This is a genomic window from Pantoea piersonii, assembly GCF_003612015.1.
GTDB lineage: Bacteria > Pseudomonadota > Gammaproteobacteria > Enterobacterales > Enterobacteriaceae > Pantoea > Pantoea piersonii.
In genome coordinates, this window is the sequence record NZ_RARB01000007.1 from 60,857 (window position 1) to 86,787 (window position 25,931).

Sequence of the window (25,931 nt, forward strand, 5' to 3'; positions counted from 1 at the left end):
TTTTTTACCAGTCTACAACGTATGGCGGCAATCCGCTTTACTAAGCGCCATATACCTGTGGAGAAAGAAACTATGTCAGCCATTAACAGCATTGCGGCCAGCCCGACCGAAAGATTGCCCGGCCCGCTGGTCTTTACCCTCGCCGCAGGCGCAGGGCTGAGCGTCGCCTCGATTTACTACAGCCAGCCGATGCTGGATATCATCGGCAAACAGTTTAACGTCGGCGTCGGTGCGGTCGGTATGGTGCCGATGCTGACGCAGATGGGCTACGCGCTGGGCATTCTGCTGCTGGCGCCGCTGGGCGACCGTCACGATCGTCGCGTCATCATTCTGATAAAAGGTCTGCTGCTGGTGGCGGCGCTGTTGCTGTGCGGCTTTTCCGGCGGACTGAACGCCCTGCTGATCGCCAGCTTCGCCACCGGCCTGACGGCGACGGTCGCGCAGGATATCGTTCCGGCCTCCGCCGCGCTGGCGCCCGAGCGCAGCCGGGGCAAAACGGTCGGTACGGTAATGACCGGTCTGCTGGTTGGCATTCTGCTGTCGCGCGTGGTCAGCGGCGTGGTGGCGGAGTATTTCGGCTGGCGCGCCATGTACTGGCTCGCTGCGGCGCTGGTGCTCTTTATCAGCCTTGCGCTGTGGCGCGTGCTGCCGCGCTTTACGCCGGGCACTTCAGTGAGCTATCCGCGACTGCTGCTGTCGCTGGCGCATCTCTGGCAGCACCATCAGACGCTGCGCCGGGCGGCGCTGGCGCAGGGGCTGCTGTCGGTCGGCTTTAGCGCCTTCTGGTCGACGCTGGCGCTGATGCTCAGCGACCGCTTTCATCTCGACAGCGCGGTAGCGGGTGCTTTTGGCCTGGCGGGCGCGGCGGGCGCGATGGCCGCGCCGCTGGCGGGCAGCATTGCCGACCGTATCGGTCCGGCGCGCGTCACCCTTGTCGGCGCAGGACTGGTGACGATCTCCTTCGCGCTGATGTTCCTGCTGCCCGCGCTGCCGCTACCCGCCCAGCTGGCATTGATCGTGCTCAGCACTATCGGCTTCGACCTTGGGGTGCAGGCGACCCTGGTGGCGCATCAGACGCTGGTCTACAGCCTGGCGCCGGAAGCGCGCAGCCGCCTGAACGCGTTGCTGTTTACCGTGGTGTTTATCGGCATGGCGACCGGCGCCGCGCTGGGCAGCCTGGCGCTGGCGCGCTGGGGCTGGAACGGCGTTGTGACCCTTGCCACACTGGCCGGCGCCGCAAGCTTCGCGCTTCGCCTGGCGAGCCGCCATCTGAAGAACTGATCCCGCTTTCGCGCTCTTGTGCCAGGATTATACGTAATCTTCAGGGAAAACGGAGCGTTATGAACTTTCTCGCCTGGATGGCGGCGACCGGCTGCCTTCTGTTATTAATGTCGCTGGCTTCGGGGTGGATCCACCGCGGGCCAGTAACCTCGTTTGGGCTTTATCTGCTCGCCGGGATCCTCTGCGGACCCTGGGTATTCGACGTCGTACAGATTGATATTCTGAAACATTCGGAAGCAGCCGCGCATATTACCGAAATCACCATGGCAGCCTCGCTGTTTATTACCGGACTCAAGCTGCGCCTGCCGCTGCGCGCGCACAGCTGGCGGCTCGGGATGCGGCTCGCCTTTCCGGCGATGCTGCTGACGGTCGGCGGCATGACGCTGCTGGCGCACTGGCTGGTGGGCTTCGACTGGCCGCTGGCGCTGGCGTTCGGCGCTATCGTCGCGCCGACCGATCCGGTGCTGGCGAGCCTGATCTCCGTCAACGACGCGCGCGACGATGACGCGCTGCGCGTGGCGCTCTCCAGCGAAGCGGGCATGAACGACGGCTCGGCGCTGCCGCTGCTGATCCTGGCGCTGCTGCTGTTTAACGGTGAAAGCCTGACCTGGAGCAGCTTTGGACACTGGACCGCCGTCGAGGTGATCTGGGGCATCGGCGGCGGCCTGGGGCTGGGCTTTCTGTTCGGCCGTCTTGTTGGCGTGCTGGCGACGCGGCTGCGCAACGCGCACGGCGATGTGGCGCCCAGCGACTTTCTCGCGCTGGCGCTGATCGCGCTCAGCTATGCGGCGGCGGAAGCGCTGGGCGCGTCCGGCTTTCTGGCGACTTTCGCCGCAGGCGTCGGGCTGCGCCGCGCCGAGCTGCGCGTTTTCAAAAGTTTTCCCCCGGAAGAGCTGAGCGAAGAGCAGCGGGTGCTGCCCGCCGAGGCGCTGGTCAATCCCAACAACCGTCTGGAGCATGCGGGCGAAAACGGCAATATGGTGAAATCGGTCGGGCTGGTCGTCAGCGATGCGCTCTCTTTTGGTGATACGATTGAGCGTTTGCTGGCGGCGGCGATGATGGTGGTGCTGGGCGTGACGCTGGCCCACCACTGGAACCTCGACGGCGTTCTGTTGGGACTGGCATTATTTATCGTGGTGCGTCCGCTGGCGGTATGGCTGACGACGCTGCGCTGCGGCATTCCGGTGGTGCGACGCCTGCTGATAGGCTGGCTGGGTATTCGCGGTATCGGCAGTATTAACTACATCGCCTTCGCCTGGGTACACGGCATGGCGGGCCAGCAGGCGGAAACAATGGTTGATATGGCGCTGACACTGGTGGTGTGCAGCATCGTAATTCATGGCGTGACGGTGACGCCGCTGCTGAACTGGCGCTCGGCGCGCCTTTCCGCCCGGCAGAACGAAGAGTAGGCCGTCACAGGTTAAAACAGGAGTGGATATGAAAAAGTCGTTATTGATTTTACTGGGGATGCTGACTTCATCGGCCGCGCTGGCCGCTGACGATGGCACCAACATCCCGCAGGAAAATGTTTATGCCAGCAAGCTGTGCCATATCGTCAGCGGGGAAACTCAGGTCGGCACCGCGGATTCCTACGTGCAGAAAATGAAAAGCTACACGGCGATGAGCAAGTCCCCCAGCGCAATGAATCAGCCGTCGTTCGACGAGGATATCGCGAACGAGGTGGCAAATGCCTGGCTGCAGCTGGGAGAAGAGGAGCGGGGGAAACTTCGCGCCGACGAACAGCAGTGCGAGCAGACGGTTATGACGCAGTTCCAGCAGGAAGATTAAGCCTTTTTTCTGCTCTGCATAAACGCGCCATCAGGGCGCGTTTTTTTGTGGCATTTTTCCCCAGATTGCGTACATAATCGCCAGCAATTGATACAGGTCACATAATAACAGCGCCGCCGCAGGCAGGCGCGTCTGAATCAGCGTACTGGCATTGACTCAACGGGCATCATGATCACGCGTCGACATTTTCTTTTGGGGTCCGGGGTCCTTCTCCTTTCTATGACCGCAGGCAAACTCTTTGCCCGCGATGAAGTCATTCCGCTGTGGCCGGACGAGCCGCCGGGCGGCGGCGGCCCGTCCGGGCCGCTGCGCGTGAACAAGCACGGCTCCTGGTCCAATATCGTCAGTCCGGCGATCCAGCGGTTTAAACCGGAAAACCCCAACGGGGAAGCTGTGCTGATCGCGGCGGGCGGCGGCTATAAATTTATCGGCATGGGGCGCGAAGCCTGGCCGGTGGCGCGCTGGCTGAACAGCAACGGTTATACCGCCTATGTGCTGAGCTATCGGCTGCCGGAAGAGAAGTGGCAGGCGGGGCATCTTGCGCCGCTGCAGGACGCGCAGCGCGCCATTCGTCTGGTGCGTTCGTTTGAGCGTAAAGTGCATCTGCTGGGTTTTTCTGCCGGCGGACACCTGCTCGGCATGGCGGCGGCGCGGCCAGATTTCCGCTCCTACGAGATTCAGGATGAGCTGGATAATGTGGTGCCGAAAGCCGACAGCGTCGGCTTGATCTATCCGGTAATTACTCTGGAAGCGCCCTATACCCATACCACCACGCACCGCATTCTGGTAGGCAACGACGCGACGCCGGCGGAAGAGGCGAACTGGTCGGTACAGAATTACGTAACCCGCAACTATCCGCCCACCTTTCTGGCGCAGGCGGAGGATGACCACATCTCTAACCCTCACAACACCGAGCTGATGCGCGATACCTGTCGGCGCAACCGCGTGCCGGTCGAGCTGATAGAGATCAGCCGCGGCGGCCACGGTTTCGGCCTTGGCACAGCCGGTACGCCTGCCGCTTTGTGGGATCAGGCCTACGCGCGCTGGCTCGATCGCCTCGGCTAATCAGGTCAGCACCCGGCGGTTGTCGGGTTGCAGCGACGGCGGCAGCGGGAAGTCGTCGTTCATTTCCCGCAGGCTACGCTCAATGCCGATGCACAGCGCGTTGAGCGGCAAATCATTGGCCTCGACGCCGAAGGGATCTTCCAGTTCTTCCGACACTGATTCCAGCGCCAGAAAGGTGTAGGAGATAAACATCGAGACCAGCGGCGTCATGCCGTGCAGATCGCTCACCAGCGCAAACGGCAATAGCGTGCAAAACAGCGAGACCGTGCGGTGCAGGATCAGCGAGTAGGCAAAGGGGATCGGCGTTGAGGCGATGCGCTCACAGCCGCCCAGCACCAGCGACAGGTGGTTAAGGTTCTCATCCATGCTCTGCCAGAGGATATCGGACACCTTGCCTTGCTGACGCTGTTCGCCCAGCCATTTGCCCATGCACAGCAGCGCACGGCTGGCGGGCATCGGGCTGTTGATCACTTCCTCGCGCCAGCGTAACGGCAGCAAACGCATCAAATCTTCATGCGGATCGCTGTTGCGTAGCTGATGCTTCATGCTGTAGCTGAACGCCATCTGCAGCGCCGCAAACTCATGCGCTTTCTCCGCGTCCAGCGGCACGCTCTTTACCTGACGCAGCAGCGAGCGATGGGTGATAAGCATGCTTCCCCAGAGCGTGCGCGCTTCGGTAAAACGCGCATAGCTGGCGTTGTTGCGAAAGCCGAGAAAGATCGCCAGCGCCACGCCGAGCAGGCTGAAGGGCGCGGTAGTAAGATGGACGCTGAGCGATTCGTACCATTGAAAGCAGACGATGGCGATAATCGACATCACCAGGTTTAACGACAGGCGGAAACCGATTTTCGGCAACACCGAACCGTGCCAGCCCAGCAGCCGACGGAACCAGTGCTGATAAGGACGAACAATCATATTGAATGCGATGCGAAGGTTATTTTTGTGTTTTAAGCCTACGCCGACAGAAGATTGAAGGCGAGTTTTCGCGTGCTTTTTCCGTTTCCATCTTAAAAATCTTTTACATATCAGTCTTCTAAAATAAACTTCAACAACTTGTAAAATTCTTTCCGTTATCTCTTAACGGCCAGGCTACGTAAAGTTCATCTCAACGGAAACACAACATTCATCCCCTTGAGAGGAACACAATAATGTCTAAATTCGACCTGCTGGACCCGCAAAACTCAACGCTGATTTTCATCGACCACCAGCCGCAGATGTCTTTTGGCGTCGCAAATATCGATCGTCAGCAGCTTAAAAATAATACCGTTGCCCTGGCCAAGGCAGGAAAAATCTTTAACGTGCCGGTGATTTATACCTCGGTCGAAACCGAAAGCTTTAGCGGCTATATCTGGCCGGAACTGCTGGCGGTACATCCAGAGTCGAAGCCGATCGAACGTACCTCAATGAATTCATGGGAAGACGCGCAGTTTGTCGAAGCGGTTGAGAAAACCGGGCGCAAAAAGCTGATTATCTCCGCGCTCTGGACCGAGGTCTGTCTGACGTTTCCGGCGCTGATGGCAATGAAAGAGGGCTATGAGGTGTATGTGGTGACGGATACGTCCGGCGGCACCAGCGTGGACGCCCATGAGCGCTCGGTGCAGCGTATGGTGCAGGCTGGCGCCATTCCGGTCACCTGGCAGCAGGTACTGCTTGAGTACCAGCGCGACTGGTCACGCAAAGAGACCTACGACGCGGTGATGGATCTGGTGCGCGAACACAGCGGCGCGTACGGCATGGGTGTGGATTACGCCTATACCATGGTGCACAAGGCGCCAGCGCGCCAGGCCTGAATGCCTCTCTCTTCTTGCCAGGCTAGTTAGTCAGGCAGCAGCGTAAAATTCATTTTCAACAGTGAAGGCCCAGTCTGGGCTTTCACTGTGCTGTTTCTGGTTTACAGGTGTAGATAGCGGGCGCTGGCGCGCTTAGCGGTATCGCGAATGACTGTTTTTTCAGACGCAGGAAAGATGAAGAGAGAACAGAAGGGGGCGCACTGATGACTATTGCAGAACAGCTAAAACAGGAAGGGCGTAAAGAAGAAAAGTTAGAGGGCAAGCCTGAAGCCAGACTCGAGGTTGCGTGCAGCCTGCTGAAAATGAATATGCCGCGCGAGCAATTTTACAAGCCACCGGGCTGACAGAAGAGCAGCTGAGTCGCATTCAGGCAGATTGATGGACGCCTGAAACCCTGCCAACAAACAGACATAGCAAAAACCGGCTCGCTAAAAGTCAAAAGCCCGCCGAAAGCGGGCTTTGTGATGCGTGCCTGACCAGGCTATACGCCTCTGTTAGCGCATAGTGACAAACTCTTCTGCCGCGGTCGGGTGGATCGCCACCGTATTGTCGAAGTCTTTTTTGGTCGCGCCCATTTTCAGCGCTACCGCGAAGCCTTGCAGCATCTCATCCATACCTGAACCGATACCGTGAATGCCGACGATTTTCTCATCCGCACCGACGCATACCAGCTTCATGCGGCACGGCTGACGGTGCTGCGTGACGGCGGTATACATGGCGGTGAAGGAGGATTTATACACTTTTACCTGGTCATCGCCATACTGCTCGCGCGCCTGCGGCTCGGTAAGGCCGACGGTGCCGATCGGCGGGTGGCTGAATACCACGGTCGGAACGTTGCTGTAATCCAGATGCTCGTCCGGCTTGTTGTTAAACAGGCGCTCCGAGAGACGGCGCCCCGCCGCAACCGCAACCGGCGTCAGCTCTACTGCGCCGGTATTATCGCCCACCGCATAGATACCGCTGATGTTGGTGTTCTGATACTTGTCGACGTTGATATAGCCTTTCTCGTTCAGCTCCACGCCGGTTACCGCCAGATTCAGGTTATCGGTCGCCGGTTCGCGGCCGATCGCCCATACCAGGCAGTCTACGGTCTGTTCGCGCCCGTCTTCCAGCTGCAGCGTCAGGCTGCCGTCGGCGTTCTTGATTACCGCTTTCGGCACCGCATGGGTGTGCAGCGTCGGGCCTTCGGCGTTCATGACTTCTACCAGCGTGTCGGTGATCAGCGGATCGAAGCTGCGCAGCGGCGCGTGCTTACGCACAAACAGATGCGTTTCTGAGCCCAGCGCGTTGACCACGCCCGCCAGTTCAACGGCGATATAGCCTGCGCCGATCACTGCGGTACGCTTCGGCAGCGCGTCCAGCTCAAAGAAACCGTCAGAGTCGATGCCGTACTCGGCACCCGGCACCGCTGGATGGCTCGGACGGCCGCCCGTGGCGATCAAAATATGATCGGCGGTAATGCGCTCGCCGTTGACTTCCACCGTATGGGCGTCAACAAAGCGGGCGAAGCCTTTGATTACGTCGACATTATTTTTACCCAGCACGTTGTCGTAGGAGGTGTGGATGCGGTCGATATAGGCGCTGCGGTTTTTCACCAGCGTCTTCCAGTCGAAATGGTTTACCGTCGTATCGAAGCCGTAATCCGGACCGTACAGGTGGATAGCCTCAGCGATCTGCGCCGCATGCCACATCACTTTCTTCGGAACACAACCCACATTTACGCAGGTGCCGCCCAGCTCTTTGGCTTCGATCAGCGCGCATTTCTGGCCATACATGGCGGCACGGTTAATCGAGGCGATACCGCCGCTGCCGCCGCCAATGGCGAGATAGTCATAATGTCGTGTCATGGTGTGTCCATCCGGTTGCAAGAGTTTGGTCGGGATTGTAACGCTGAGAGCCGAAACGGCGCAAAGATTGCGCCTATGATTGTAATAGGGTTGAATTCTCCCATTACTGACAGGGAAGCATAGCATGCAGCTTACATTTCTCGGCACGGGCGCCGGCGCGCCTGGCCTGCAACGCAACGTCACCTCCATCGCTTTTACCTGGTCGTCGCGCGGCGATACCTGGCTATTCGACTGCGGCGAAGGGACGCAGCTCCAGTACATGCGTTCGCCGCTTAAGCCGAGCCGCATGAACAAAATTTTCATCACGCATCTGCACGGCGATCATATTTTCGGCCTGCCTGGGTTGCTGACCAGCCGCTCTATGGGCGGCATCACCGAGCCGCTGACCATTTACGGGCCGGAAGGCATCAAACGCTTTGTCGAAACGGCGCTGTCGCTGAGCGGCTCCTACACCGACTATCCGCTGGAGATTATTGAGATCGAGGCGGGTCTGGTGCTTGACGACGGCGAGTTCCGCGTCAGCGCCTGGCCGCTGCTGCATCCAGTACCCTGTTTCGGCTACCGGATTGAACAGCACGATAAGCCGGGGTTTCTCGACGCGGCGCGTCTGAAAGAGGAGGGCGTGCCGCGCGGTCCCTGGTATCAGCAGCTAAAAGCGGGAGAGGCCGTGACGCTGGAGGATGGCCGGGTGATTAACGGCGCGGATTATCTTGGCCCGGCGACCCGAGGCAAAACCCTGGCGATTTTCGGCGATACCGCGCCGACGCCGATGGCGCTGCAGCTGGCGGCCGATGTCGATCTGATGGTGCATGAAACCACGCTGGAGGCGGCCTTGCAGGAGAAGGCCAACGGACGCGGCCACTCCACGACGCTGCAGGCGGCACAGGTGGCGAAAGAAGCGGGCGCAAAGCGCCTTATCGCCACGCATTTCAGTTCGCGCTATCTGCCGCGCGATATGCCGCGTTTGCTGGAGGAGTGCCGCTCGGTATTTCCGAATACCGAGCTGGCACAGGATCTGGCAGTGTTTACGCTGTAAAACCTGACGGGCTTATTCCGGTACGATCTGCGTCACGCTGGTGTGGCCGGTTCCGGCAGGCACCAGCTTCTGGTGCAGCCAGGGCAGCAGATCGTTCATCTGCTGCGCCAGCTTCCATGGCGGGTTGACGACAATCATGCCCGATGCGGTCATGCCGCGCTGATCGCTGTCGGGACGGACCGCCAGCTCAATCTGCAGAATATTGCGGATGCCGGTCGCTTCGAGGTCGCGCAGCATATGCTTGATCTGCTGACGCAGCACCACCGGATACCAGAGCGCGAAAACGCCGGTAGCGAAGCGCTTGTGGCCTTCATGGATCGCTTTCACCACCGCCTGATAGTCGCTTTTCAGCTCGTAAGGCGGATCGATCAGGATCAGACCGCGACGGGTCGGCGGCGGCAGTTTCGCCTTCAGCTGCTGATAGCCGTCGGCGCGCTCTACGCGGGCGCGGCTGTCCTTCAGGAACTCACCGCGCAGCAGCGGGAAATCGCTGGGGTGCAGCTCAGTAAGCTGCAGTTTATCCTCTGCACGCAGCAGATAGCGCGCGATAAGCGGCGAGCCGGGATAGTAGCGCAGCGTACCGCCGGGATTGAGATCGCGAATGGCGTTGAGGTAAGGCTTGAGCAGGTCCGGCGCGTCCGGCTGCTGCCAGATACGGGCGATGCCTTCCAGATATTCGCCGGTCCGTTCGGCGTGTTCGCCGCTCAGCAGATAGCGGCCTGCGCCGGCATGGCTGTCGAGGTAGAGGAACGGTTTTTCTTTCTCTTTCAGCGCGCTGATGATCAGGCTCTGTACGGTGTGTTTCAGCACGTCGGCATGGTTGCCGGCGTGAAAACTGTGGCGATAGCTCAGCATAACAGTGGGGATTCCGCGGTTGCGTAAAAAGGCGTACTGCAAGTAAGCGGGATTATACCTGCTGAAGGCGAAAAATGCTGGCCGATTCTCCGTCGCGAACCTTCCCGAGTCGATTCTTCGCCGCTCAGCCTGGGTGGCATTGATTTTCGCTACACTTAGCCGCATGTTAGTACGATTGCGTTGCGCGCCCCGCGCGCCCCATACATTGAACAAGGACTGCGCTATGACCAATCCATTACTCCAGCCTTTTACGCTGCCGCCTTTCTCCGCCATTCAGCCTGAACATGTGGTGCCCGCCGTGACCGAGGCGCTGAACGAGTGCCGCGCGGCGGTGGAAAAAGTTGTGGCTCAGGGCGCGCCTTATACCTGGGAAAACCTGGTGCAGCCGCTGGCGGAAGTCGACGATCGTCTCGGCCGTATCTTCTCGCCGGTAAGCCACCTTAACTCGGTGAAAAACAGCCCGGAGCTGCGTCAGGCCTATGAACAGACGCTGCCGCTGCTCTCAGAGTACAGCACTTGGGTCGGTCAGCATGAAGGGCTGTATCAGGCCTATCGCAACCTGAAAGAGGGCGAGAACTTCGCTACGCTCGACGTGGCGCAGCAGAAAGCGGTAGACAACGCGCTGCGCGATTTCGAGCTCTCCGGCATCGGCCTCGATAAAGAGAAGCAGCAGCGCTATGGCGAAATCGCCGCGCGCCTCTCCGAGCTGGGTTCGGCCTACAGCAACAACGTGCTGGACGCGACCATGGGCTGGAGCAAGCTGATCACCGACGAAAGCGAGCTCTCCGGTATGCCGGAAAGCGCGCTGGCGGCGGCGAAAGCGCAGGCCGAAGCCAAAGAGCAGGAAGGCTGGCTGCTGACGCTGGATATTCCAAGCTATCTGCCGGTTATGACCTACTGCGATAACGCTGCGCTGCGTGAAGAGATGTATCGCGCCTATTCGACCCGCGCTTCCGATCAGGGCCCGAACGCCGGTAAATGGGATAACGGTCCGATTATGGCGGAAGAGCTGGCGCTGCGTCATGAGCTGGCGCAGCTGCTGGGCTTCGATTCCTACGCCGATAAATCGCTGGCCACCAAGATGGCGGAAAACCCGGCGCAGGTGCTCGACTTCCTGAACGATCTGGCGAAACGCGCCCGTCCGCAGGCGGAAAAAGAGCTGGCACAGCTGCGCGCGTTTGCCGAGAAAGAGTACGGCGTCAGCGAGCTGAATCCGTGGGATCTCACCTACTACGGCGAAAAGCAGAAGCAGCATCTCTACACCATCAGCGATGAACAGCTGCGTCCTTACTTCCCGGAAGCGCGCGCCGTCAATGGCCTGTTTGAGGTGGTGAAGCGCATCTACGGCATCACGGCTAAAGAGCGTACCGACGTGGACGTTTACCATCCCGACGTGCGTTTCTTCGACCTGTTTGATGAGAGCGGCGAGCTGCGCGGCAGCTTCTACCTCGATCTCTACGCGCGTGAGCATAAGCGCGGTGGGGCCTGGATGGATGACTGCGTCGGCCAGATGCGTAAAGCAGACGGCACGCTGCAAAAGCCGGTCGCCTATCTGACCTGCAACTTTAACCGTCCGGTGAATGGCAAACCCGCGCTGTTTACCCATGATGAAGTGACCACGCTGTTCCATGAGTTCGGCCACGGTCTGCATCATATGCTGACGCGCATCGAAACCCCCGGCGTTTCCGGCATCAGCGGTGTGCCGTGGGATGCGGTTGAACTGCCGAGCCAGTTTATGGAGAACTGGTGCTGGGAGCCGGATGCGCTGGCCTTTATCTCCGGCCACTATGAAACCGGCGAACCGCTGCCAAAAGAGCTGCTCGACAAGATGCTGGCGGCGAAAAACTACCAGGCGGCGCTGTTTATCCTGCGCCAGCTGGAGTTCGGCCTGTTCGACTTCCGCCTGCACGCCGAGTTCGATCCGGCGAAAGGCGCGCAGATCCTTGAGACCCTGCGCGAAGTGAAAAAGCTGGTGGCCGTGGTGCCGAGCCCGGAATGGGGCCGTTTCCCGCACGCTTTCAGCCATATCTTCGCCGGCGGCTATGCGGCGGGCTACTACAGCTATCTGTGGGCGGATGTGCTGGCGGCGGACGCCTATTCGCGTTTCGAAGAAGAGGGCATTTTCAACCGCCAGACCGGCCAGTCCTTCCTCGACAACATCCTGACGCGCGGCGGTTCGGAAGAGCCGATGGAGCTGTTCAAGCGCTTCCGCGGTCGTGAGCCGAAGCTGGACGCGATGCTGGACCATTACGGCATCAAGGGATAACGGTTGCAGTGAAAATCTGTTTGATTGATGAATCGGGCGCCGGTGACGGCGCCTTGTCGCATCTGGCGCAGCGCTGGCAGCTTGAACATGACGAAGCCTGCGTGCTGGCGCTGGTGCAGACGCCGACCCACCTTGAGCTGCGCAAGCGCGACGAGCCGAAGCTGGGCGGCATCTTTGTCGACTTCGTCTCCGGCGCGATGGCGCATCGTCGTCGCTTCGGTGGCGGGCGCGGCGAAGCGGTGGCGAAAGCGGCTGGCGTTAAAGGTGATTATCTGCCGGACGTGGTAGACGCGACCGCCGGGTTAGGGCGCGACGCCTTTGTGCTGGCGGCTATCGGCTGCCGCGTGCGCATGCTGGAGCGCCATCCGGTGGTGGCGGCACTGCTGGAGGATGGGCTGCAGCGCGGCTACCAGGACGAAGAGATTGGCGGCTGGCTGCGCGACAGGCTGACGCTGATCCATGCGCCGAGCGCGCAGGCGCTTGGTGATATTACGCCTGCGCCGGACGTGGTTTATCTCGACCCGATGTATCCGCACCGGCAGAAGAGCGCGATGGTGAAAAAAGAGATGCGGGTGTTTCAGTCGCTGGTAGGGGCGGATGAAGACGCCGACGCGCTGCTGGAGCCCGCGCGTCGTCTGGCGAAGAAGCGTATTGTGGTGAAGCGTCCTGACTATGCGCCGCCGCTGGCAGGCGTCGCGACGCAGTCGGCGGTAGTGACCAAAAGCCATCGCTTCGATATCTATCCGCCGCTCGGCCAGTAGGGCAGCAAGCCGGAAAGTAAAGCCGTCTGTTACCTGAGTCAGCAGAGTGACGAGGGAAGTTAATTTACCTGTAATGGCGTTCAGGCCAGAGGCAGGGTAAAACAGGTCAGGCTGAAAAAAGCCGGTTCTCGCCGGCTTTTTTCTGCTGTTATTCGTCGTCCGCGTCGCGCAGCGGAACAATCAGCATATCGATATGCACGGTGTTGATCAGCTGGCGCGCCGACGACATCAGCTTGCTCCAGAAATCCTGATGATGGCCGCACACTACCAAATCCACATCATATTTTTTAATCGCATCGACCAGCACCTGGCCGAGATCGCCGCTGCCGCTCAGGGTTTCGCTAATAGGATAACCTGCCGCATCCGACAGCCCGCGCAGCGCAGTGTGCGTCTCTTCCGAGATGCGCTTCTGCATATCGCCCAGATTAACGTCAATCAGGCCGGTATAGAGATCGGAATAGTTCACGTCGACGTGAATCAGCGAAATTTTGGCGTCGTAGGGGCGCGCCAGCGAAACGGCTTTATCCACCAGTAGCTGGCTTTCGGGAGAAAGGTCTACCGCAATCAGGATATGTTTATAAGCCATGATATAACTCCTTTCACAAGATTCAGGATGGCGACCTGTCTTCCTCTCGCGTCATTGCCTGCGCAATCCTTTACGCGAACGGGCGATGCCTGTCACCAGATGTGTGCTGTCGGTGCTCCCGACAGATAGTTATTATGCCTTTAGTATAGCGGTGACGGATAACAAATGCTCCCGTACGCGCTTCGGTTGTGAATGAGATCAAGGCTTATCGCGTTTTTCGCTCGCGGCGAACGAAAATCATCGCTGGAAAAGAGTTAAAAATTTCTCCTACACTACAAATTAACGGTGGTACTCGTCTGGTGCCGACCGCGTATGTTTGCCAAAAAAAACAGATCTGTTCAGGTCATTCAGTGGTCGGCTTTTTCCCGTAGAGCATAAGGCGCAGCCGCGCTTAACCTGTCTCTGCGGCTCCAGTCGGGAGGGGAATATGATCAGCACTATCGCGCTTTTCTGGGCTCTTTGTGTGGTATGTATTGTGAATATGGCGCGCTACTTTTCGTCTTTGCGCGCGCTGCTGGCGGTGCTGCGAGGCTGTGATCCCTTACTCTATCAGTACGTCGACGGGGCCGGTTTCTTTACGTCGCACGGCCAGCCGAGCAAACAGGTGCGGCTGGTGCGTTATATCTGGGCAAAACGCTATCTCGACCATCACGACGAAGAGTTTATTCGTCGCTGCGAGCGGGTTCGCGGTCAGTTTATCTTAACCAGCGCCTTATGCGGCTTAGTGATCCTCAGCCTGATTTGCCTGGCGATCTGGCATTAGAAATAAAAAAGGGCGACTTGCGTCGCCCTTGATACTGGAGCCTGTTACACCAGCTTCAGCGCCAGCCAGTAAAGGCATCCCGACAGCAGAATACACACCGGCAGCGTAAAGACCCACGCCATGGCGATATTCTTGATGGTGCGGCTCTGCAGTCCGCCGCCGTCCACCAGCATGGTGCCCGCGACCGACGACGACAGGATATGCGTGGTGGAAACCGGCATACCCGTGTAGCTGGCGATACCAATCGAGACCGCTGCGGTAACCTGCGCCGACATGCCCTGCGCGTAGGTCATGCCTTTTTTACCAATCTTTTCGCCAATGGTAGTGGCGACGCGACGCCAGCCGATCATGGTGCCGATGCCGAGCGCCAGCGCGACCGCCATAATAATCCACACCGGCGCGTACTCGATGGTGCCCAGCAGATCGGTTTTCAGCTTGCCGAGGAAGCGTTGATCGTCGGCGCTGGTTTCCGGCAGCTTGGCCGCTTTATCGGCGGTATCGGCGATGCACAGCAGCAGGCGACGCATCTGGCTGCGCTGCTCGACGGTAAGCTGCTCATAGCTCTGCAGATTGTTATTCAGCAGGTTCTGCGCATGCTGAACCGCCTGCAGCGCACGGGCGCTGTCGCAGTGGAACTGCTGCGGGCCGGACGGCGTCTCTTCTGGCGTCGGCAGGGCAGGCGGCGCCATCTGAATGATGTGCGTCAGCGCCTCGCTGTGCTGCTGATAATACTGCTCAAGGTGATTGACCGCGTCGCGCGTACGCGTGATGTCGTAACCGCTGGCGTTCATATTGACCACGAAACCAGCGGGTGCGACGCCAATCAGCACCAGCATAATCAGGCCGATGCCTTTCTGGCCGTCGTTAGCGCCGTGCGAGTAGCTGACGCCGATCGCCGAGACGATCAGAGCGATACGCGTCCAGAAGGGCGGTTTTTTCTTACCGTCGATCTTCTCGCGGTCAGCGGGGGTCATATGGATGCGCGCGCGCTTTTTGGTGCTGCTCCAGTAGCGACGCAGCAGGAAAATCAGGCTGCCTGCGATGATCAGACCAACAATCGGCGACAGAATCAGCGACAGGAAGATATTGATTACTTTGGGGATATTCAGCGCATCGATCACCGAGGTGCCGGTCATCAGCGCGTTGGTGAGACCGATGCCGATAATCGCGCCAATCAGCGTATGCGAACTGGAGGCCGGCAGACCGAGATACCAGGTGCCAAGGTTCCAGATAATCGCGGCCAGCAGCATGGAAAAGACCATCGCCAGGCCATGCGCAGAGCCAACATTCAATAACAGATCGGTAGGAAGCATATGCACGATAGCGTAAGCGACGCTTAAGCCACCAAGCAGGACGCCAAGGAAGTTAAATACGCCCGCCATCACCACAGCAAGCTGTGCGCGCATCGCGCGGGTATAAATAACCGTCGCCACTGCGTTGGCCGTGTCGTGAAAGCCATTGATTGCTTCATAAAACAATACAAACAGCAGGGCAAGAACCAATAACAGGCCGGTACTGAGGTCAAGACCAGCGAACAAATGTAGCATAAACATTACGCCATTTTTGAGGACATGAGCGCGGCGCATTATCTGCGACAATGCACGGTATGGGAAAGCAAAATATAGCCTTGTTTTGACTTAAGAATGTCTTAAATCACCTGGTTTCGCCTAAAAGTGTCTTAAAATTAGGCATTTACAATATGACATAATTACGACAACTTTTTGACGCTGGCGTCATGCAGAGCAGACCTCTACAATCAGCGCCTCTTAAGACAGGCAGGGCGAACGCAGTGGAAAAGTTTGACGTTATTATTATCGGCGCCGGTGCGGCGGGACTGTTTTGCGCGGCGCAGGCCGGGCAGCGAGGCCGACGCGTGCTGTTGCTGGATAACGGCAAAAAGCCCGGGCGCAAGATTCTGATGTCAGGCGGTGGTCGCTGCAACTTCACCAATATGTACACCGATCCCGCCGCCTATCTCTCGCACAATCCCCACTTCTGCAAATCGGCGCTGGCGCGCTATACCCAGTGGGATTTTATCGATCTGGTTAACCGCCACCATATTGCGTATCACGAAAAGACGCTGGGCCAGCTCTTTTGCGACGACTCGGCGGCGCAGATTGTCGATATGCTGATGGCGGAGTGCGAAAAAGGCCAGGTCACGCTGCGCCTGCGCAGCGAGGTGCTGAGCGTCGCGCGTGAAGAGGCGGGCTATACGCTACAGCTTAACGGCGCGACGGTTCAGGCGGAGAAGCTGGTGATCGCCAGCGGCGGTTTATCTATGCCGGGCCTCGGCGCATCGCCTTTCGGCTATAAGATTGCCGAACAGTTCGGCCTGAAGGTCTACCCGACACGCGCCGCGCTGGTGCCGTTTACCCTGCATAAGCCGCTGCTTGAACGGTTACAGACCCTTTCCGGCGTCGCGCTCGATACCACAATCGAAGCGCAGGACGGCACGCTCTTTAAAGAGGCGATGCTGTTTACCCATCGCGGTCTTTCCGGTCCGGCGGTCCTGCAAATTTCCAGCTACTGGCAGCCGGGCGAGCACATTACCGTTAACCTGTCGCCCGCCACCTCGCTCGATGACTTCATCAACGCGCAGCGCGAGGCGCATCCGAACCTGAGCCTGAAAAACAGCCTGGCGAAGCTGTTGCCGAAACGTCTGGTAGAAGTGCTGCAGGAGATGAAGCTGGTGCCGGACGTGACGCTGAAGCAGCTCAACAGCAAACAACAGGCTGAACTGGCGCAGACGTTACATCAGTGGCGCGTGCAGCCGAACGGCACCGAAGGCTACCGCACCGCGGAGGTAACGCTGGGCGGCGTCGATACCACGCAGCTCTCGTCGAAGACCATGGAGGCGCGGGATGTGCCGGGGCTCTATTTTATCGGCGAAGTGGTGGACGTCACCGGCTGGCTGGGCGGCTATAACTTTCAGTGGGCGTGGAGTTCAGCCTGGGCGTGTGCGCAGGCGCTGTAATGGCTTTATTCGGCGTCAATCCTCCCTTTCTGGCTCTGCCGCAGCCGGTGTGACGCTGCGCTGAAAACGCCAGCCAGCGATAAATCCTCTCGCCGCCATAGCGCGGCTTCTCCTTGTTCCGCTGACCAGCCGCTTCGCTAATCCTCTTAGCCGCACTACTTTTAGACTAATCCGCCTGGCGCGTTTGCCGCCTGGATTTCATACTTCTGATTTACCACAGAGGAGATCCGCCCCCAATGCTCACCTTTATGCGTTCCCTGTTTTCCAGCCCCGAAAGCTTTATCAGAGGCATGTCGCGTCAGGATTTAAATGATTCCATCGCCGATGGCGAGCGCATCATTATCGACGAAGACGGCAACGCTTCGGTAAACGTGCTGAGTGAGGAAGTGCATGAGGATTTCGCCCGCCACATCGAAACGCTAAAAGGAGTTTAAGATGGGTACGGCGATATTCATGGTGCTGATGGTATGCGGCTACTGGTACACCAGCCGCGATCTCTCCAGCCGTTTTAAAATCCGTCGCAGCTTCGGCTGGGATGTCTATTTTCTGGTGGCGCTCTACGGCTGCATCTTCGTCCTGCAGGGGATGCTGGCGACGGCCATTATCTGGCTGCTGCTGCTAATTATCTCCAGTACTGCCAACGCGTTGCATCTGGTGCCCGGCGAACATCTGCGCTGGCAGATGGAGTTTATGAACTGGAGCTTTCTCGGCATTCAGGCCCCGGTCGTAGTGATGCTCGCTTTTGCAGTACTGTTCTGTATGTACCGGTCAAACTGGTCAGCGAGCGCGCGCCTTAACAGCAGCGGTCGTAAAGATCTCTACCAGCAGCTCTCAAAATCCAATGGCGTCGAACAGCTGCTCTACCAGTGCATGCAGGAGGGGGAGCTGGCGTGGATCACCCTGAAGTCGCGCCGCATCTATATTGGTATGGTGCATGCCGCCACCTTTGAGTATGAAAATACCGCGAATATCGTGATCATTCCCATGCTCAGCGGCTACCGCGACAGTAAAACGCTCAGCATGTCGATAGAGCATAACTACAGCCGCTGGTATGCCGAACACGGCATCACGCTGACCTCCGAGCCCAAAAACGCCATGGCGTTTCGTAAAGTGCTGATGGTGGATCAGATTGAGAGCCTGTCGCTGTTCGATCCGGCCAGCGCCAGTTCGCTGGCCATGACTCACCACGACGGCGTGCCGATGGAAGTGCACGGCTCCTTTACTCCACATTCTCCGCCGTAAACAGCCGTAAGGCGACTTTGCCGTCCTGATAGGTATCGGGCTGGTAGCCGCTCTCCAGGTGACGCAGCAGCAGTTCAATAGCCAGACGCGCGTGCTGCTGCGCATTCTGATCCAGTGCAAAGGCCAGCTCGTCATGGCGCAGCAGCTGCCGCGTAACGGAATAAAGCTCATGGGTAATATAGCCGCAACGGCCCAGAAGGTGATGGGCGCGCAGCGTTTCGCTTATGTCGCTGTTGCCCATGCCGGTATTATAGAGACCCGCAACGTGCTGCGACTGCGCCAGGCTGCTCTCCAGCAGCGTGCGGATCGTGTCGCGCTGATCGAGTCCAAACAGCACTTCGCGCAGGTGGCGCTGCGGCGCGCGCTGCATCATGACCTCGCGAAAGCCTGCGATACGCTGACGATGCGCCCAGTAATCGAAGCGACCACTCACCATAACGATATCGCCCGGTTGATGCACTACCTTGCTCATCAACAAACCGGCGGTGCGGCCTGCCTGATACTGATCGATGCCGACATGGCAAAGGCGATCCGCATCCGGCAGGTCGGTGACGATGGTGATAACCGGCACGCCGCGTTTGCGACAGAGCGCCAGCGCGCGATAGATGGGCGGATAGTCGTGGCCGAAAACGATGATGCCGTCGCGCGTGGCGCTGCGTGCGATAATACTTTGCGCCAGCTTTTCCGGCTGCGACTCCGCAGCCAGCGTTTTATGCAGCGTAATGCGCCGATAGCCCAGCTCGCCCGCCACTTCGCTAAAGTAGCGCACCAGCTGCTGAAAAAACGAGGAGCCGTTATTGCTGAGAAACACTTCTATCTGCCAGGGATGGCGATACTCTTCCGGCAGCAGCCGCTTCAGGCCGAGTTCGCGCGCGGCTTTTAATACTTTGCGCGTCGTCTCCGGCGAGACGCCGCCGCGTTCGTTTAATACCCGATCGACAGTTGCGATACCGACGCCCGCTATTTTTGCCACCATCTCAAGGGTGAGCTTTTTCATTCTTGCTCCACACATGACTCTTTTTGTCATGCTGTTACCATTACTCGCCTGCTGGCGTGCTGCCTGCAAATGAATAATAAATTCCTGAACTATCTGGCGCTATTCTATTCAGCGCGCTGAACCTTACGCCAGCTTATTTTGATGACATTTCATTTCGCTGAAAAAATGCGCGCCTGAAGAGTCAAAAAACAGGCGCGCATGAGCGTATTAATAACTTATTGAAACTTTCTACTGTCTTAAAAGTGAGAGTCAGTGAATAACACTGTAAACCCCGATGCTTTTAACTGACTGAATTATAAAAAATAGTTCTGTTAATGATGGCTTTTCATCAACGCTTCGCTTTCCGGAAACAGGTTAAAAATTTATTATTATTTTGTTGTTAATAAAAGGATTGTAATTTCAGGATATCAGCAACTCACCTCTGAACAGCACGATTTCTTCGTCGGTTAACGTAAGCGTTTAACGTGAAGTTTAATAAAAATTACTATTCTGTCGCCAGAGGGGATATTTCTGCGCGCAGTTAAAGGCCATGCTCTGAATAATTGCAGTCAGCATCGCCTTCGCATCTTCAAATAAAATTAAGCATTTAATGTGATTAATTCGTTAGCAGGGAAAATATGAAACGCAGAGAGTTTCTCACCTCCGTGGCTGCCCTGGGCGTGGCGTCGTCGCTGCCCATCGCAAAAGCTGAAACCGTCCAGGGTGGTCAACCCTGGGAACCCGGCAAAATCAACACGCCGTCTCTGCCGCGCAAAGGCGGCCTGCAATATCTTACACCGCACGAGTTCGACACTGTTGGCGCAATCGCCGAACGCTTTATTCCTGCTGACGATCTGAGCATCAGCGGTAAAGAGGCGGGCTGCGCGACCTTTATCGATCGCCAGCTGGCGGGCGATTACGGCAATGCGGTAGCCATCTACCGTCTGGGCCGCTTTGTGAAAGGCACCCCGGAGCAGGGGCCGCAGTCTCCGCTGACGCCTGCACAGCGCTATCGTCAGGGCCTCGCCGCGCTCGATGCCTGGACGCAAAAAACCTTCAACAAAGACTTTGTCGCGCTGAGCGGCGACCAGCAGGACGATCTGCTGCGCCGTATGGAAGCGAACCAGCTCGATCTCGGGCCGGAAGTCGAGACTAAAGTCTTCTTCGAACTGCTGCTGCAGAACGTGCGCGAAGGCTTTTTGTCCGATCCCATCTACGGCGGTAACAAAGACATGGCGAGCTGGAAAATGATCGGTTTTCCCGGCGCGCGCTATGACTTCCGCGACCTGATTGGCAAGAAAGGGAAGAAGCTCAACATCATCCCGACCAGCCTGATTGATAACACCCTTTGACTCTTCAGTCTGACTGAGCAGTGAGTTAACACATGCAAAATATTCGTCCAAAAGCTGACGCTGTGATCGTCGGCCTGGGTTGGTGCGGCTCGTTGATTGCCGAAGAGCTGACCCGCGCTGGCCTGAACGTGGTCGCCATCGAACGCGGCCCCTGGTTTGAAACCGCCACTGATTTTCCGCCCTCTATCGACACCGATGAACTGCGCTGGGATACCCGCCGCAGCATGCTGCTGCCCCCTGCGGTAGAAACCACCACGTTCCGTAATAATCGCACGGAGACCGCGCTGCCGACGCGCGAATGGAACCTGAACGAGCTGGGCTATAACGTCGGCGGCTCCGGCACTCACTGGGCCGGTATGGCCTGGCGCTTTACGCCGTGGGATTTCCAGCCTTATACCCAGACGGTTGAGCGCTACGGCAAGCAGCAGATCGCCAAAGGGCTGATTCTGCAGGACTGGGGCGTGACCTACGACGAACTGGAGCCTTTTTACGATCGTTTCGAGAAGATCGCTGGCGTTTCCGGTAAAGCGGGCAAGCTTAACGGCGAGATCATTCCCGACGGCAACCCCTTCGAAGGCAACCGCAGCAGCGACTATCCGCTGCCGCCGCTGGAGAGCACGCGCCTGACCGATCTGTTCCGCGACGCGGCGAAATCCCTTGGCCAGCATCCCTTTATGGTGCCTGCCGGACAGACCTCGCGCGCCTACGTTAACCCGCTCGGCGTCCATATGGGACCTTGCACCTACTGCGGCTACTGCCTCTATTACGGCTGCGGCAACTTCTCCAAATCCAGCCCGAACGCCTGCGTGATCCCGGCGCTGATGCAGCGTGAAAACTTTACCGTACTGACCGATTCCGCCGTCGTGCGCGTTAATAAATCGGAAGATGGCAAAACCGCCACCGGCGTAACTTATATCGACAAGAACAAAAAAGAGTGGGTGCAGCCAGCCGATATCGTCATTCTGTCGGCATTCCAGATGCAGAACGTGCGCCTGCTGCTGCTGTCTAAAATCGGCCAGCCTTACAATCCGGAAACCAAAACCGGTACGGTCGGTCGCGCTTACAGCTTCCAGACCGTCTCCGGCGCCAGCCTGTTCTTCGAAGATGAATACCTTAACCAGTTTATCGGCGCAGGCGCGCTGTCGCAGCAGGTAGACGACTGGAACGGCGATAACTTCGATCACAGCGGCAAAGGCTTTATCGGCGGCGCTGGCATCCTGGTGGTAGCGCGCGGCGCGCGTCCTATCGGCAACGCCGACGCGCTTTTGCCAGGTACGCCGCGCTGGGGCAAAGAGTGGAAAAAGGCCTACACCCACGCTTTCCAGAACGCGACCTTTATCTTCGGTCAGGGCACCAGCTTCTCACACGAAGATTATTACCTCGATCTCGACCCGGAATACAAAGATGACAACGGCAACCCACTGCTGCGCGTCACCTTCGACTACAACGAAAACGATCGCCGTTCAGCGAAGTTTATCGAAGAGAAGAGCGTAGAGATCGGCAAGGCGATGGGCGCGAAAACCGTGATCGGCACCAACTCGGCGGCGGGCAAATATTCGCCCTATAACTTCGCCAGCGACCATACCATCGGCGGCGCGGTGATGGGCACCGATCCGAAAACCAGCGTACTCAACCGCTATCAGCAGAGCTGGGATATGCACAACCTGTTTGTGCTTGGCGCCTCCTCGTTCCCGAACAATGCAGGCTACAACCCAACCGGTACTATCGGCGCGCTAAGCCTCTGGACGGCGAAGGCGATCGTGGAGCAGTACCTGAAAAACCCCGGCCCACTGGTGAAGGTGTGATATGAAAAAAACGACCCTTGCAGGCGGCGCGGTGGTGATCGCAGCCATTATTGCGGCGGGCCTGCTGTGGCAAAACGGCGATACCTCGGGCGATGACGTGGCGGATAATCAGACGCTGACCGGTCAGCCGCCAGCGGCGGCGGATGCCGCTGCGGTGGCGCGCGGCCGCTATGTGGCGATTGCCGGTGACTGCGTGGCCTGCCATACCGCGCCGGGCAGCAAAGAGGCCTTTGCCGGCGGCTACTCTATCAGCACGCCGTTTGGCGGCATTTTCGCCAGCAACATTACGCCGGATAAAGAGACGGGCATCGGCAACTGGACCGAGCGCGACTTCTACCGCGCGGTGCGTCACGGCAGAGGTAAAGCGGGCGAGCACCTTTACCCGGCGATGCCGTACAACGCCTACGTAAAAGTCAGCGATCAGGATATGCACGACCTGTGGATGTATATGCGCTCGGTAAAACCGGTGCACTACAAGGTGCCGGAAACCAATCTGGGCTTCCCGTACAATATCCGACTGGCGATGATGGGCTGGAATCTGCTTTTCTTCCGCAACAGCGCCTTTGAAACCGATCCGGGCAAGTCCGCCGAGTTCAATCGCGGCGCCTATCTGGTAGAGGGGCTGGAGCACTGCGGCGCCTGCCATACGCCGAAAAATCTGCTGGGCGGCGATACTGACGCCTATTTGCAGGGCAGCAACCTCAGCGAATGGCACGCGCCGGACCTGACTTCGAACCGCTATGTCGGCGTCGGCAACTGGAGCAAAGAGCAGATCGTGGATTACCTGAAGCTGGGCAGCAACCACGTCGCGGTCGCGTCCGGCCCGATGGCGGAAGCGGTCACCAACTCGACGCAATATCTTAACGACGCCGATTTGCGCGCTATCGCAACTTATCTGAAGGCGCAGCCCGCCTCCGCGACCCAGCCGCCGCAGCCGCAGACCCCTGACAGCGCGCTGATGAAGACGGGAGCGAATGTTTACAGCGCCAACTGCAGCGCCTGTCATAACAGCGACGGCAAGGGGATCCCGAACCTGGCCGCCAGCCTGGCGAACAACCCAGGCCTGCTGGCAGATGACGCCTCGTCTGTCATCACAACGGTGTTGCAGGGCGGACGCGGCGCGGTGACGCAGGGCAATCCGACCAGCGGCGCGATGCCGAGTTTCGCCTGGAAGCTGACTGACGAGCAGGTCGCTGCGGTATCGACCTATATCCGCAACAGCTGGGGCAACGCCGCGACGCCGGTGAAGGCCGAGGAAGTGGCAGGCAAGCGCAGGCTGCTGAAGCTGCCAGACCAGATGGCGGCACACTAAAAAGAGAGGCGGCGTCAGCCGCCTTTTTTACACCCAGTGCTCTCGCCTTTCTTCATCGCCTCTCAATTCGCGTGCCAGGCTATAAGCTGTTTAAGTCACTTCATCAGAGAGGAACGGATATGGCAGGCAAAGCATTAGTCATTGGCGCATCGCGCGGTATCGGGCTGGCGGTGGTCAACGCGCTGGCGGCAAAAGGCTGGCAGGTAACGGCAACCTATCGCAGCAGCGCGCCGGAGGCCGAAGCGCAGTGGCACGAGCTGGATATGACGCATCAGGACCAGGTGCGCCAGCTGGCGGCGCAGCTCAAGGACGAGACCTTTGACGCGATCCTGATCAACGCAGGCATTTCTGGCCCGTCGCATCAGAACCTGCTGCAGAGCAGCGACGCCGAGCTGGCGCAGCTCTTTCTGACCAACGCTATCGCGCCGGTACGCAGCGCGGAAACCCTGCTGCCGCTGCTGGCGAAGCAGAATGGCGTTATCGGCTTTACCACCTCGATTCTCGGCAGCCTGAACGAGAACGATACGGCGGCGATGCCGATCTACTCCGCCAGCAAATCGGCGCTCAATATGCTGAGCCGCGCGCTATTGCCGCAGATTAACGAGCATAACGCGACGCTGCTGTCGCTGCATCCAGGCTGGGTGAAAACCGATATGGGCGGCGAATCCGCGCCGGTGACGGTGGAGCAGAGCGGCGAAGGGCTGGTGCAGCAGCTGGAGGCGTATCGCGGACGCGGCGGCCACCACTACGTGGACTATGCCGGACAGCTATTGCAGTGGTAAATCCGGGCGCGCCAGCGCCTTTTTTGCATCTGCAGCGGCGAAACACTACACTCGCGGCATAGTCTGACAAGGAGTTCGTATGTCTCATTCCCTTCAGCGTAAGCCGCTGCCGCTGCCTGGCGGCCATAACAAAGTCCTGCTGCACTCCTGTTGTGCGCCCTGTTCCGGCGAGGTTATGGAGGCGATGCTCGCGTCCGGCATCGACTACACCATCTTCTTCTATAACCCCAATATCCACCCGCTGAAAGAGTATGAGCTGCGCAAAGAGGAGAATATCCGCTTTGCTGAACAGTTCGGCGTGCCCTTTGTCGACGCGGACTACGACCGTGATAACTGGTTTGAGCGCGCAAAAGGGATGGAGTGGGAGCCGGAACGCGGCGAGCGCTGCACCATGTGCTTTGATATGCGCTTTGAGCGCACCGCGCTTTACGCCCATGAACATGGCTTTCCCGTTATCACCAGCTCGCTTGGCATTTCGCGCTGGAAGAATATGCAGCAAATCAATGACTGCGGCGTGCGTGCCGCGTCGCGCTATCCCGATATGCTCTACTGGGAGTTTAACTGGCGCAAAGGCGGCGGGTCAGCGCGTATGATCGAAATCAGCAAGCGCGAGCGTTTTTATCAGCAGGAGTACTGCGGCTGCATCTATTCGCTGCGCGACAGCAATCGTCATCGCGTCGCCAACGGGCGTGAACGTATCAAGATCGGCGTGCAGTATTATACCCCGGACGAAGAGTAGAAAAATAAAGGGCGGCGATCGCCCTTTATTCCCGACAGCCGCGCAGGCATTCAGCGCAGGCCATTGCGCGCCTCATCTGTGTCGATAGTACGGATTTCCAGGCGAGCCGCAGTAAAACGCCTGCGATCGCTGGCCGCTGGCTGTGCCTGGCGGCAAAGCTCGCACGGATTTGTATTGCCTTCCAGCTGCGCCTGCGTTTGCGCGTCCAGCTGTTGCTTACGGCAGACGTAAGGCGTACAGCCCATTACCTGTTTAAACGATCGCGTAAATGACTGCTGGCTTTCAAAATGGTATTTCATCGCCAGCGTAATAATGGGCGTAGAACTGCTTTTGAGCGCATGAACGCAGGCGGCCAGCTTTCGCTGACGGATATAGCGCGCCAGAGTTTCGTTGCGGCAACGTGCAAACAGCTTCTGTAAATACCATTTGGAATAACCCGACTTTTCGGCAATGTCATCTATGCTAAGCCGCTGATCGAGATGGTTGTTAATCCACTCGGTAATGCTATCAATCACTTCTTCGTTATATTTTTTCTCACGCATAATCAACCTCATCAAACAGTTGGATACAGTGTAGGGAATTTAATGTTTCTCTATACGCGGCTTCGGTAAAGAAATATCAGAAAACGCATGTTTATTTTTTTGCAAGAGGAGCGGTATCGATGGTTTTTATCAAATGCTGGCGAAGGTTAATTAACGGATTCGGTGGGCA

At 58.3% G+C, this 25,931-nt stretch carries 25 protein-coding genes; 18 read left to right on the plus strand and 7 right to left on the minus strand.

Features of this window, described 5'->3' with window-relative positions; genetic code table 11:
- The first annotated feature begins 72 nt into the window (after window positions 1-72).
- The 4 genes from D7S44_RS17770 (at window position 73) to D7S44_RS17785 (ending at window position 4,134) form a co-directional block, all read left to right on the plus strand.
- Entirely contained in the window at window positions 73-1,281 is a 1,209-nt protein-coding gene (locus D7S44_RS17770; protein WP_120457104.1) for an MFS transporter, read from the plus strand.
- 59 nt (window positions 1,282-1,340) lie between these two features.
- Window positions 1,341-2,690 (plus strand): cation:proton antiporter, encoded by a 1,350-nt coding sequence (locus D7S44_RS17775; protein WP_120457106.1) that lies wholly within the window; start codon window positions 1,341-1,343, stop codon window positions 2,688-2,690.
- Window positions 2,691-2,718: 28 nt separating this feature from the next.
- Window positions 2,719-3,069, plus strand: a complete 351-nt coding sequence (locus D7S44_RS17780) for a hypothetical protein (protein ID WP_120457108.1) — start codon at window positions 2,719-2,721, stop codon at window positions 3,067-3,069.
- 168 nt (window positions 3,070-3,237) lie between these two features.
- Window positions 3,238-4,134 (plus strand): alpha/beta hydrolase, encoded by an 897-nt coding sequence (locus tag D7S44_RS17785; protein ID WP_120457109.1) that lies wholly within the window; start codon window positions 3,238-3,240, stop codon window positions 4,132-4,134.
- On the opposite strand, the gene D7S44_RS17790 is transcribed toward D7S44_RS17785, so the two are convergent.
- Complete coding sequence (locus D7S44_RS17790; protein ID WP_120457110.1) at window positions 4,135-5,049, minus strand: bestrophin family protein; 915 nt, start codon at window positions 5,047-5,049, stop codon at window positions 4,135-4,137.
- Window positions 5,050-5,282: 233 nt separating this feature from the next.
- On the opposite strand from D7S44_RS17790, the gene D7S44_RS17795 reads away from it, so the two are divergent.
- Window positions 5,283-5,924 carry a hydrolase gene (locus tag D7S44_RS17795; RefSeq protein WP_120457112.1) on the plus strand — a complete coding sequence of 214 codons (642 nt, stop codon included), beginning with the start codon at window positions 5,283-5,285 and terminating at the stop codon, window positions 5,922-5,924.
- A 203-nt stretch (window positions 5,925-6,127) separates the two neighbouring features.
- Entirely contained in the window at window positions 6,128-6,268 is a 141-nt protein-coding gene (locus D7S44_RS23550) for a hypothetical protein (protein WP_158591279.1), read from the plus strand.
- Window positions 6,269-6,418: 150 nt separating this feature from the next.
- Here the strand turns inward: D7S44_RS23550 and gorA are convergent, their stop codons facing one another.
- Window positions 6,419-7,771: a glutathione-disulfide reductase gene (gorA, locus tag D7S44_RS17800; protein WP_120457114.1), complete on the minus strand. Its 1,353-nt coding sequence runs from the start codon at window positions 7,769-7,771 to the stop codon at window positions 6,419-6,421.
- Between the two features lie 124 nt (window positions 7,772-7,895).
- On the opposite strand from gorA, the gene rnz reads away from it, so the two are divergent.
- A complete protein-coding gene (gene rnz / locus D7S44_RS17805; protein WP_120457116.1) occupies window positions 7,896-8,807 on the plus strand; it encodes a ribonuclease Z in 912 nt (303 codons plus the stop codon).
- A 12-nt stretch (window positions 8,808-8,819) separates the two neighbouring features.
- On the opposite strand, the gene D7S44_RS17810 is transcribed toward rnz, so the two are convergent.
- The gene (locus D7S44_RS17810; RefSeq protein ID WP_120457118.1) at window positions 8,820-9,662 is read right to left on the minus strand and encodes a 23S rRNA (adenine(2030)-N(6))-methyltransferase RlmJ; all 843 of its coding nucleotides are present in this window, start codon (window positions 9,660-9,662) and stop codon (window positions 8,820-8,822) included.
- A gap of 223 nt (window positions 9,663-9,885) precedes the next feature.
- On the opposite strand from D7S44_RS17810, the gene prlC reads away from it, so the two are divergent.
- Window positions 9,886-11,928, plus strand: coding sequence for an oligopeptidase A (prlC, locus tag D7S44_RS17815; protein WP_120457120.1), 2,043 nt, complete (start codon window positions 9,886-9,888; stop codon window positions 11,926-11,928).
- Between the two features lie 8 nt (window positions 11,929-11,936).
- Entirely contained in the window at window positions 11,937-12,689 is a 753-nt protein-coding gene (gene rsmJ / locus D7S44_RS17820) for a 16S rRNA (guanine(1516)-N(2))-methyltransferase RsmJ (RefSeq protein WP_120457122.1), read from the plus strand.
- A gap of 148 nt (window positions 12,690-12,837) precedes the next feature.
- Here the strand turns inward: rsmJ and uspA are convergent, their stop codons facing one another.
- Complete coding sequence (gene uspA / locus D7S44_RS17825) at window positions 12,838-13,275, minus strand: universal stress protein UspA (RefSeq protein ID WP_081136391.1); 438 nt, start codon at window positions 13,273-13,275, stop codon at window positions 12,838-12,840.
- Between the two features lie 427 nt (window positions 13,276-13,702).
- On the opposite strand from uspA, the gene uspB reads away from it, so the two are divergent.
- Window positions 13,703-14,038, plus strand: a complete 336-nt coding sequence (uspB, locus tag D7S44_RS17830) for a universal stress protein UspB (protein ID WP_033753315.1) — start codon at window positions 13,703-13,705, stop codon at window positions 14,036-14,038.
- A gap of 44 nt (window positions 14,039-14,082) precedes the next feature.
- Here the strand turns inward: uspB and pitA are convergent, their stop codons facing one another.
- Complete coding sequence (gene pitA, locus D7S44_RS17835; protein ID WP_120457377.1) at window positions 14,083-15,585, minus strand: inorganic phosphate transporter PitA; 1,503 nt, start codon at window positions 15,583-15,585, stop codon at window positions 14,083-14,085.
- A gap of 242 nt (window positions 15,586-15,827) precedes the next feature.
- On the opposite strand from pitA, the gene D7S44_RS17840 reads away from it, so the two are divergent.
- From D7S44_RS17840 to D7S44_RS17850, 3 genes are all read left to right on the plus strand, one after another.
- A complete protein-coding gene (locus tag D7S44_RS17840) occupies window positions 15,828-17,012 on the plus strand; it encodes a BaiN/RdsA family NAD(P)/FAD-dependent oxidoreductase (protein WP_120457124.1) in 1,185 nt (394 codons plus the stop codon).
- 236 nt (window positions 17,013-17,248) lie between these two features.
- On the plus strand, window positions 17,249-17,446 hold the full coding sequence (locus D7S44_RS17845) for a hypothetical protein (protein ID WP_120457126.1): 198 nt from the start codon (window positions 17,249-17,251) through the stop codon (window positions 17,444-17,446).
- 1 nt (window position 17,447) lies between these two features.
- Window positions 17,448-18,254 carry a hypothetical protein gene (locus D7S44_RS17850; protein WP_240629499.1) on the plus strand — a complete coding sequence of 269 codons (807 nt, stop codon included), beginning with the start codon at window positions 17,448-17,450 and terminating at the stop codon, window positions 18,252-18,254.
- On the opposite strand, the gene D7S44_RS17855 is transcribed toward D7S44_RS17850, so the two are convergent.
- Window positions 18,232-19,251, minus strand: a complete 1,020-nt coding sequence (locus D7S44_RS17855; protein ID WP_120457128.1) for a LacI family DNA-binding transcriptional regulator — start codon at window positions 19,249-19,251, stop codon at window positions 18,232-18,234. The two genes, D7S44_RS17850 and D7S44_RS17855, sit on opposite strands and share 23 nt — an antisense overlap.
- Before the next feature lie 617 nt (window positions 19,252-19,868).
- Here D7S44_RS17855 and D7S44_RS17860 point away from each other — a divergent pair.
- From D7S44_RS17860 to D7S44_RS17880, 5 genes are all read left to right on the plus strand, one after another.
- A complete protein-coding gene (locus D7S44_RS17860; protein ID WP_120457130.1) occupies window positions 19,869-20,582 on the plus strand; it encodes a gluconate 2-dehydrogenase subunit 3 family protein in 714 nt (237 codons plus the stop codon).
- 32 nt (window positions 20,583-20,614) lie between these two features.
- The gene (locus D7S44_RS17865; RefSeq protein WP_120457132.1) at window positions 20,615-22,387 is read left to right on the plus strand and encodes a GMC family oxidoreductase; all 1,773 of its coding nucleotides are present in this window, start codon (window positions 20,615-20,617) and stop codon (window positions 22,385-22,387) included.
- 1 nt (window position 22,388) lies between these two features.
- Window positions 22,389-23,699, plus strand: coding sequence for a c-type cytochrome (locus tag D7S44_RS17870; protein ID WP_120457134.1), 1,311 nt, complete (start codon window positions 22,389-22,391; stop codon window positions 23,697-23,699).
- 119 nt (window positions 23,700-23,818) lie between these two features.
- Complete coding sequence (locus D7S44_RS17875) at window positions 23,819-24,481, plus strand: SDR family oxidoreductase (RefSeq protein ID WP_120457136.1); 663 nt, start codon at window positions 23,819-23,821, stop codon at window positions 24,479-24,481.
- A gap of 79 nt (window positions 24,482-24,560) precedes the next feature.
- The gene (locus D7S44_RS17880) at window positions 24,561-25,220 is read left to right on the plus strand and encodes an epoxyqueuosine reductase QueH (protein WP_120457138.1); all 660 of its coding nucleotides are present in this window, start codon (window positions 24,561-24,563) and stop codon (window positions 25,218-25,220) included.
- Window positions 25,221-25,270: 50 nt separating this feature from the next.
- On the opposite strand, the gene D7S44_RS17885 is transcribed toward D7S44_RS17880, so the two are convergent.
- Complete coding sequence (locus D7S44_RS17885) at window positions 25,271-25,762, minus strand: helix-turn-helix domain-containing protein (protein WP_120457140.1); 492 nt, start codon at window positions 25,760-25,762, stop codon at window positions 25,271-25,273.
- Window positions 25,763-25,931: the final 169 nt, after the last annotated feature.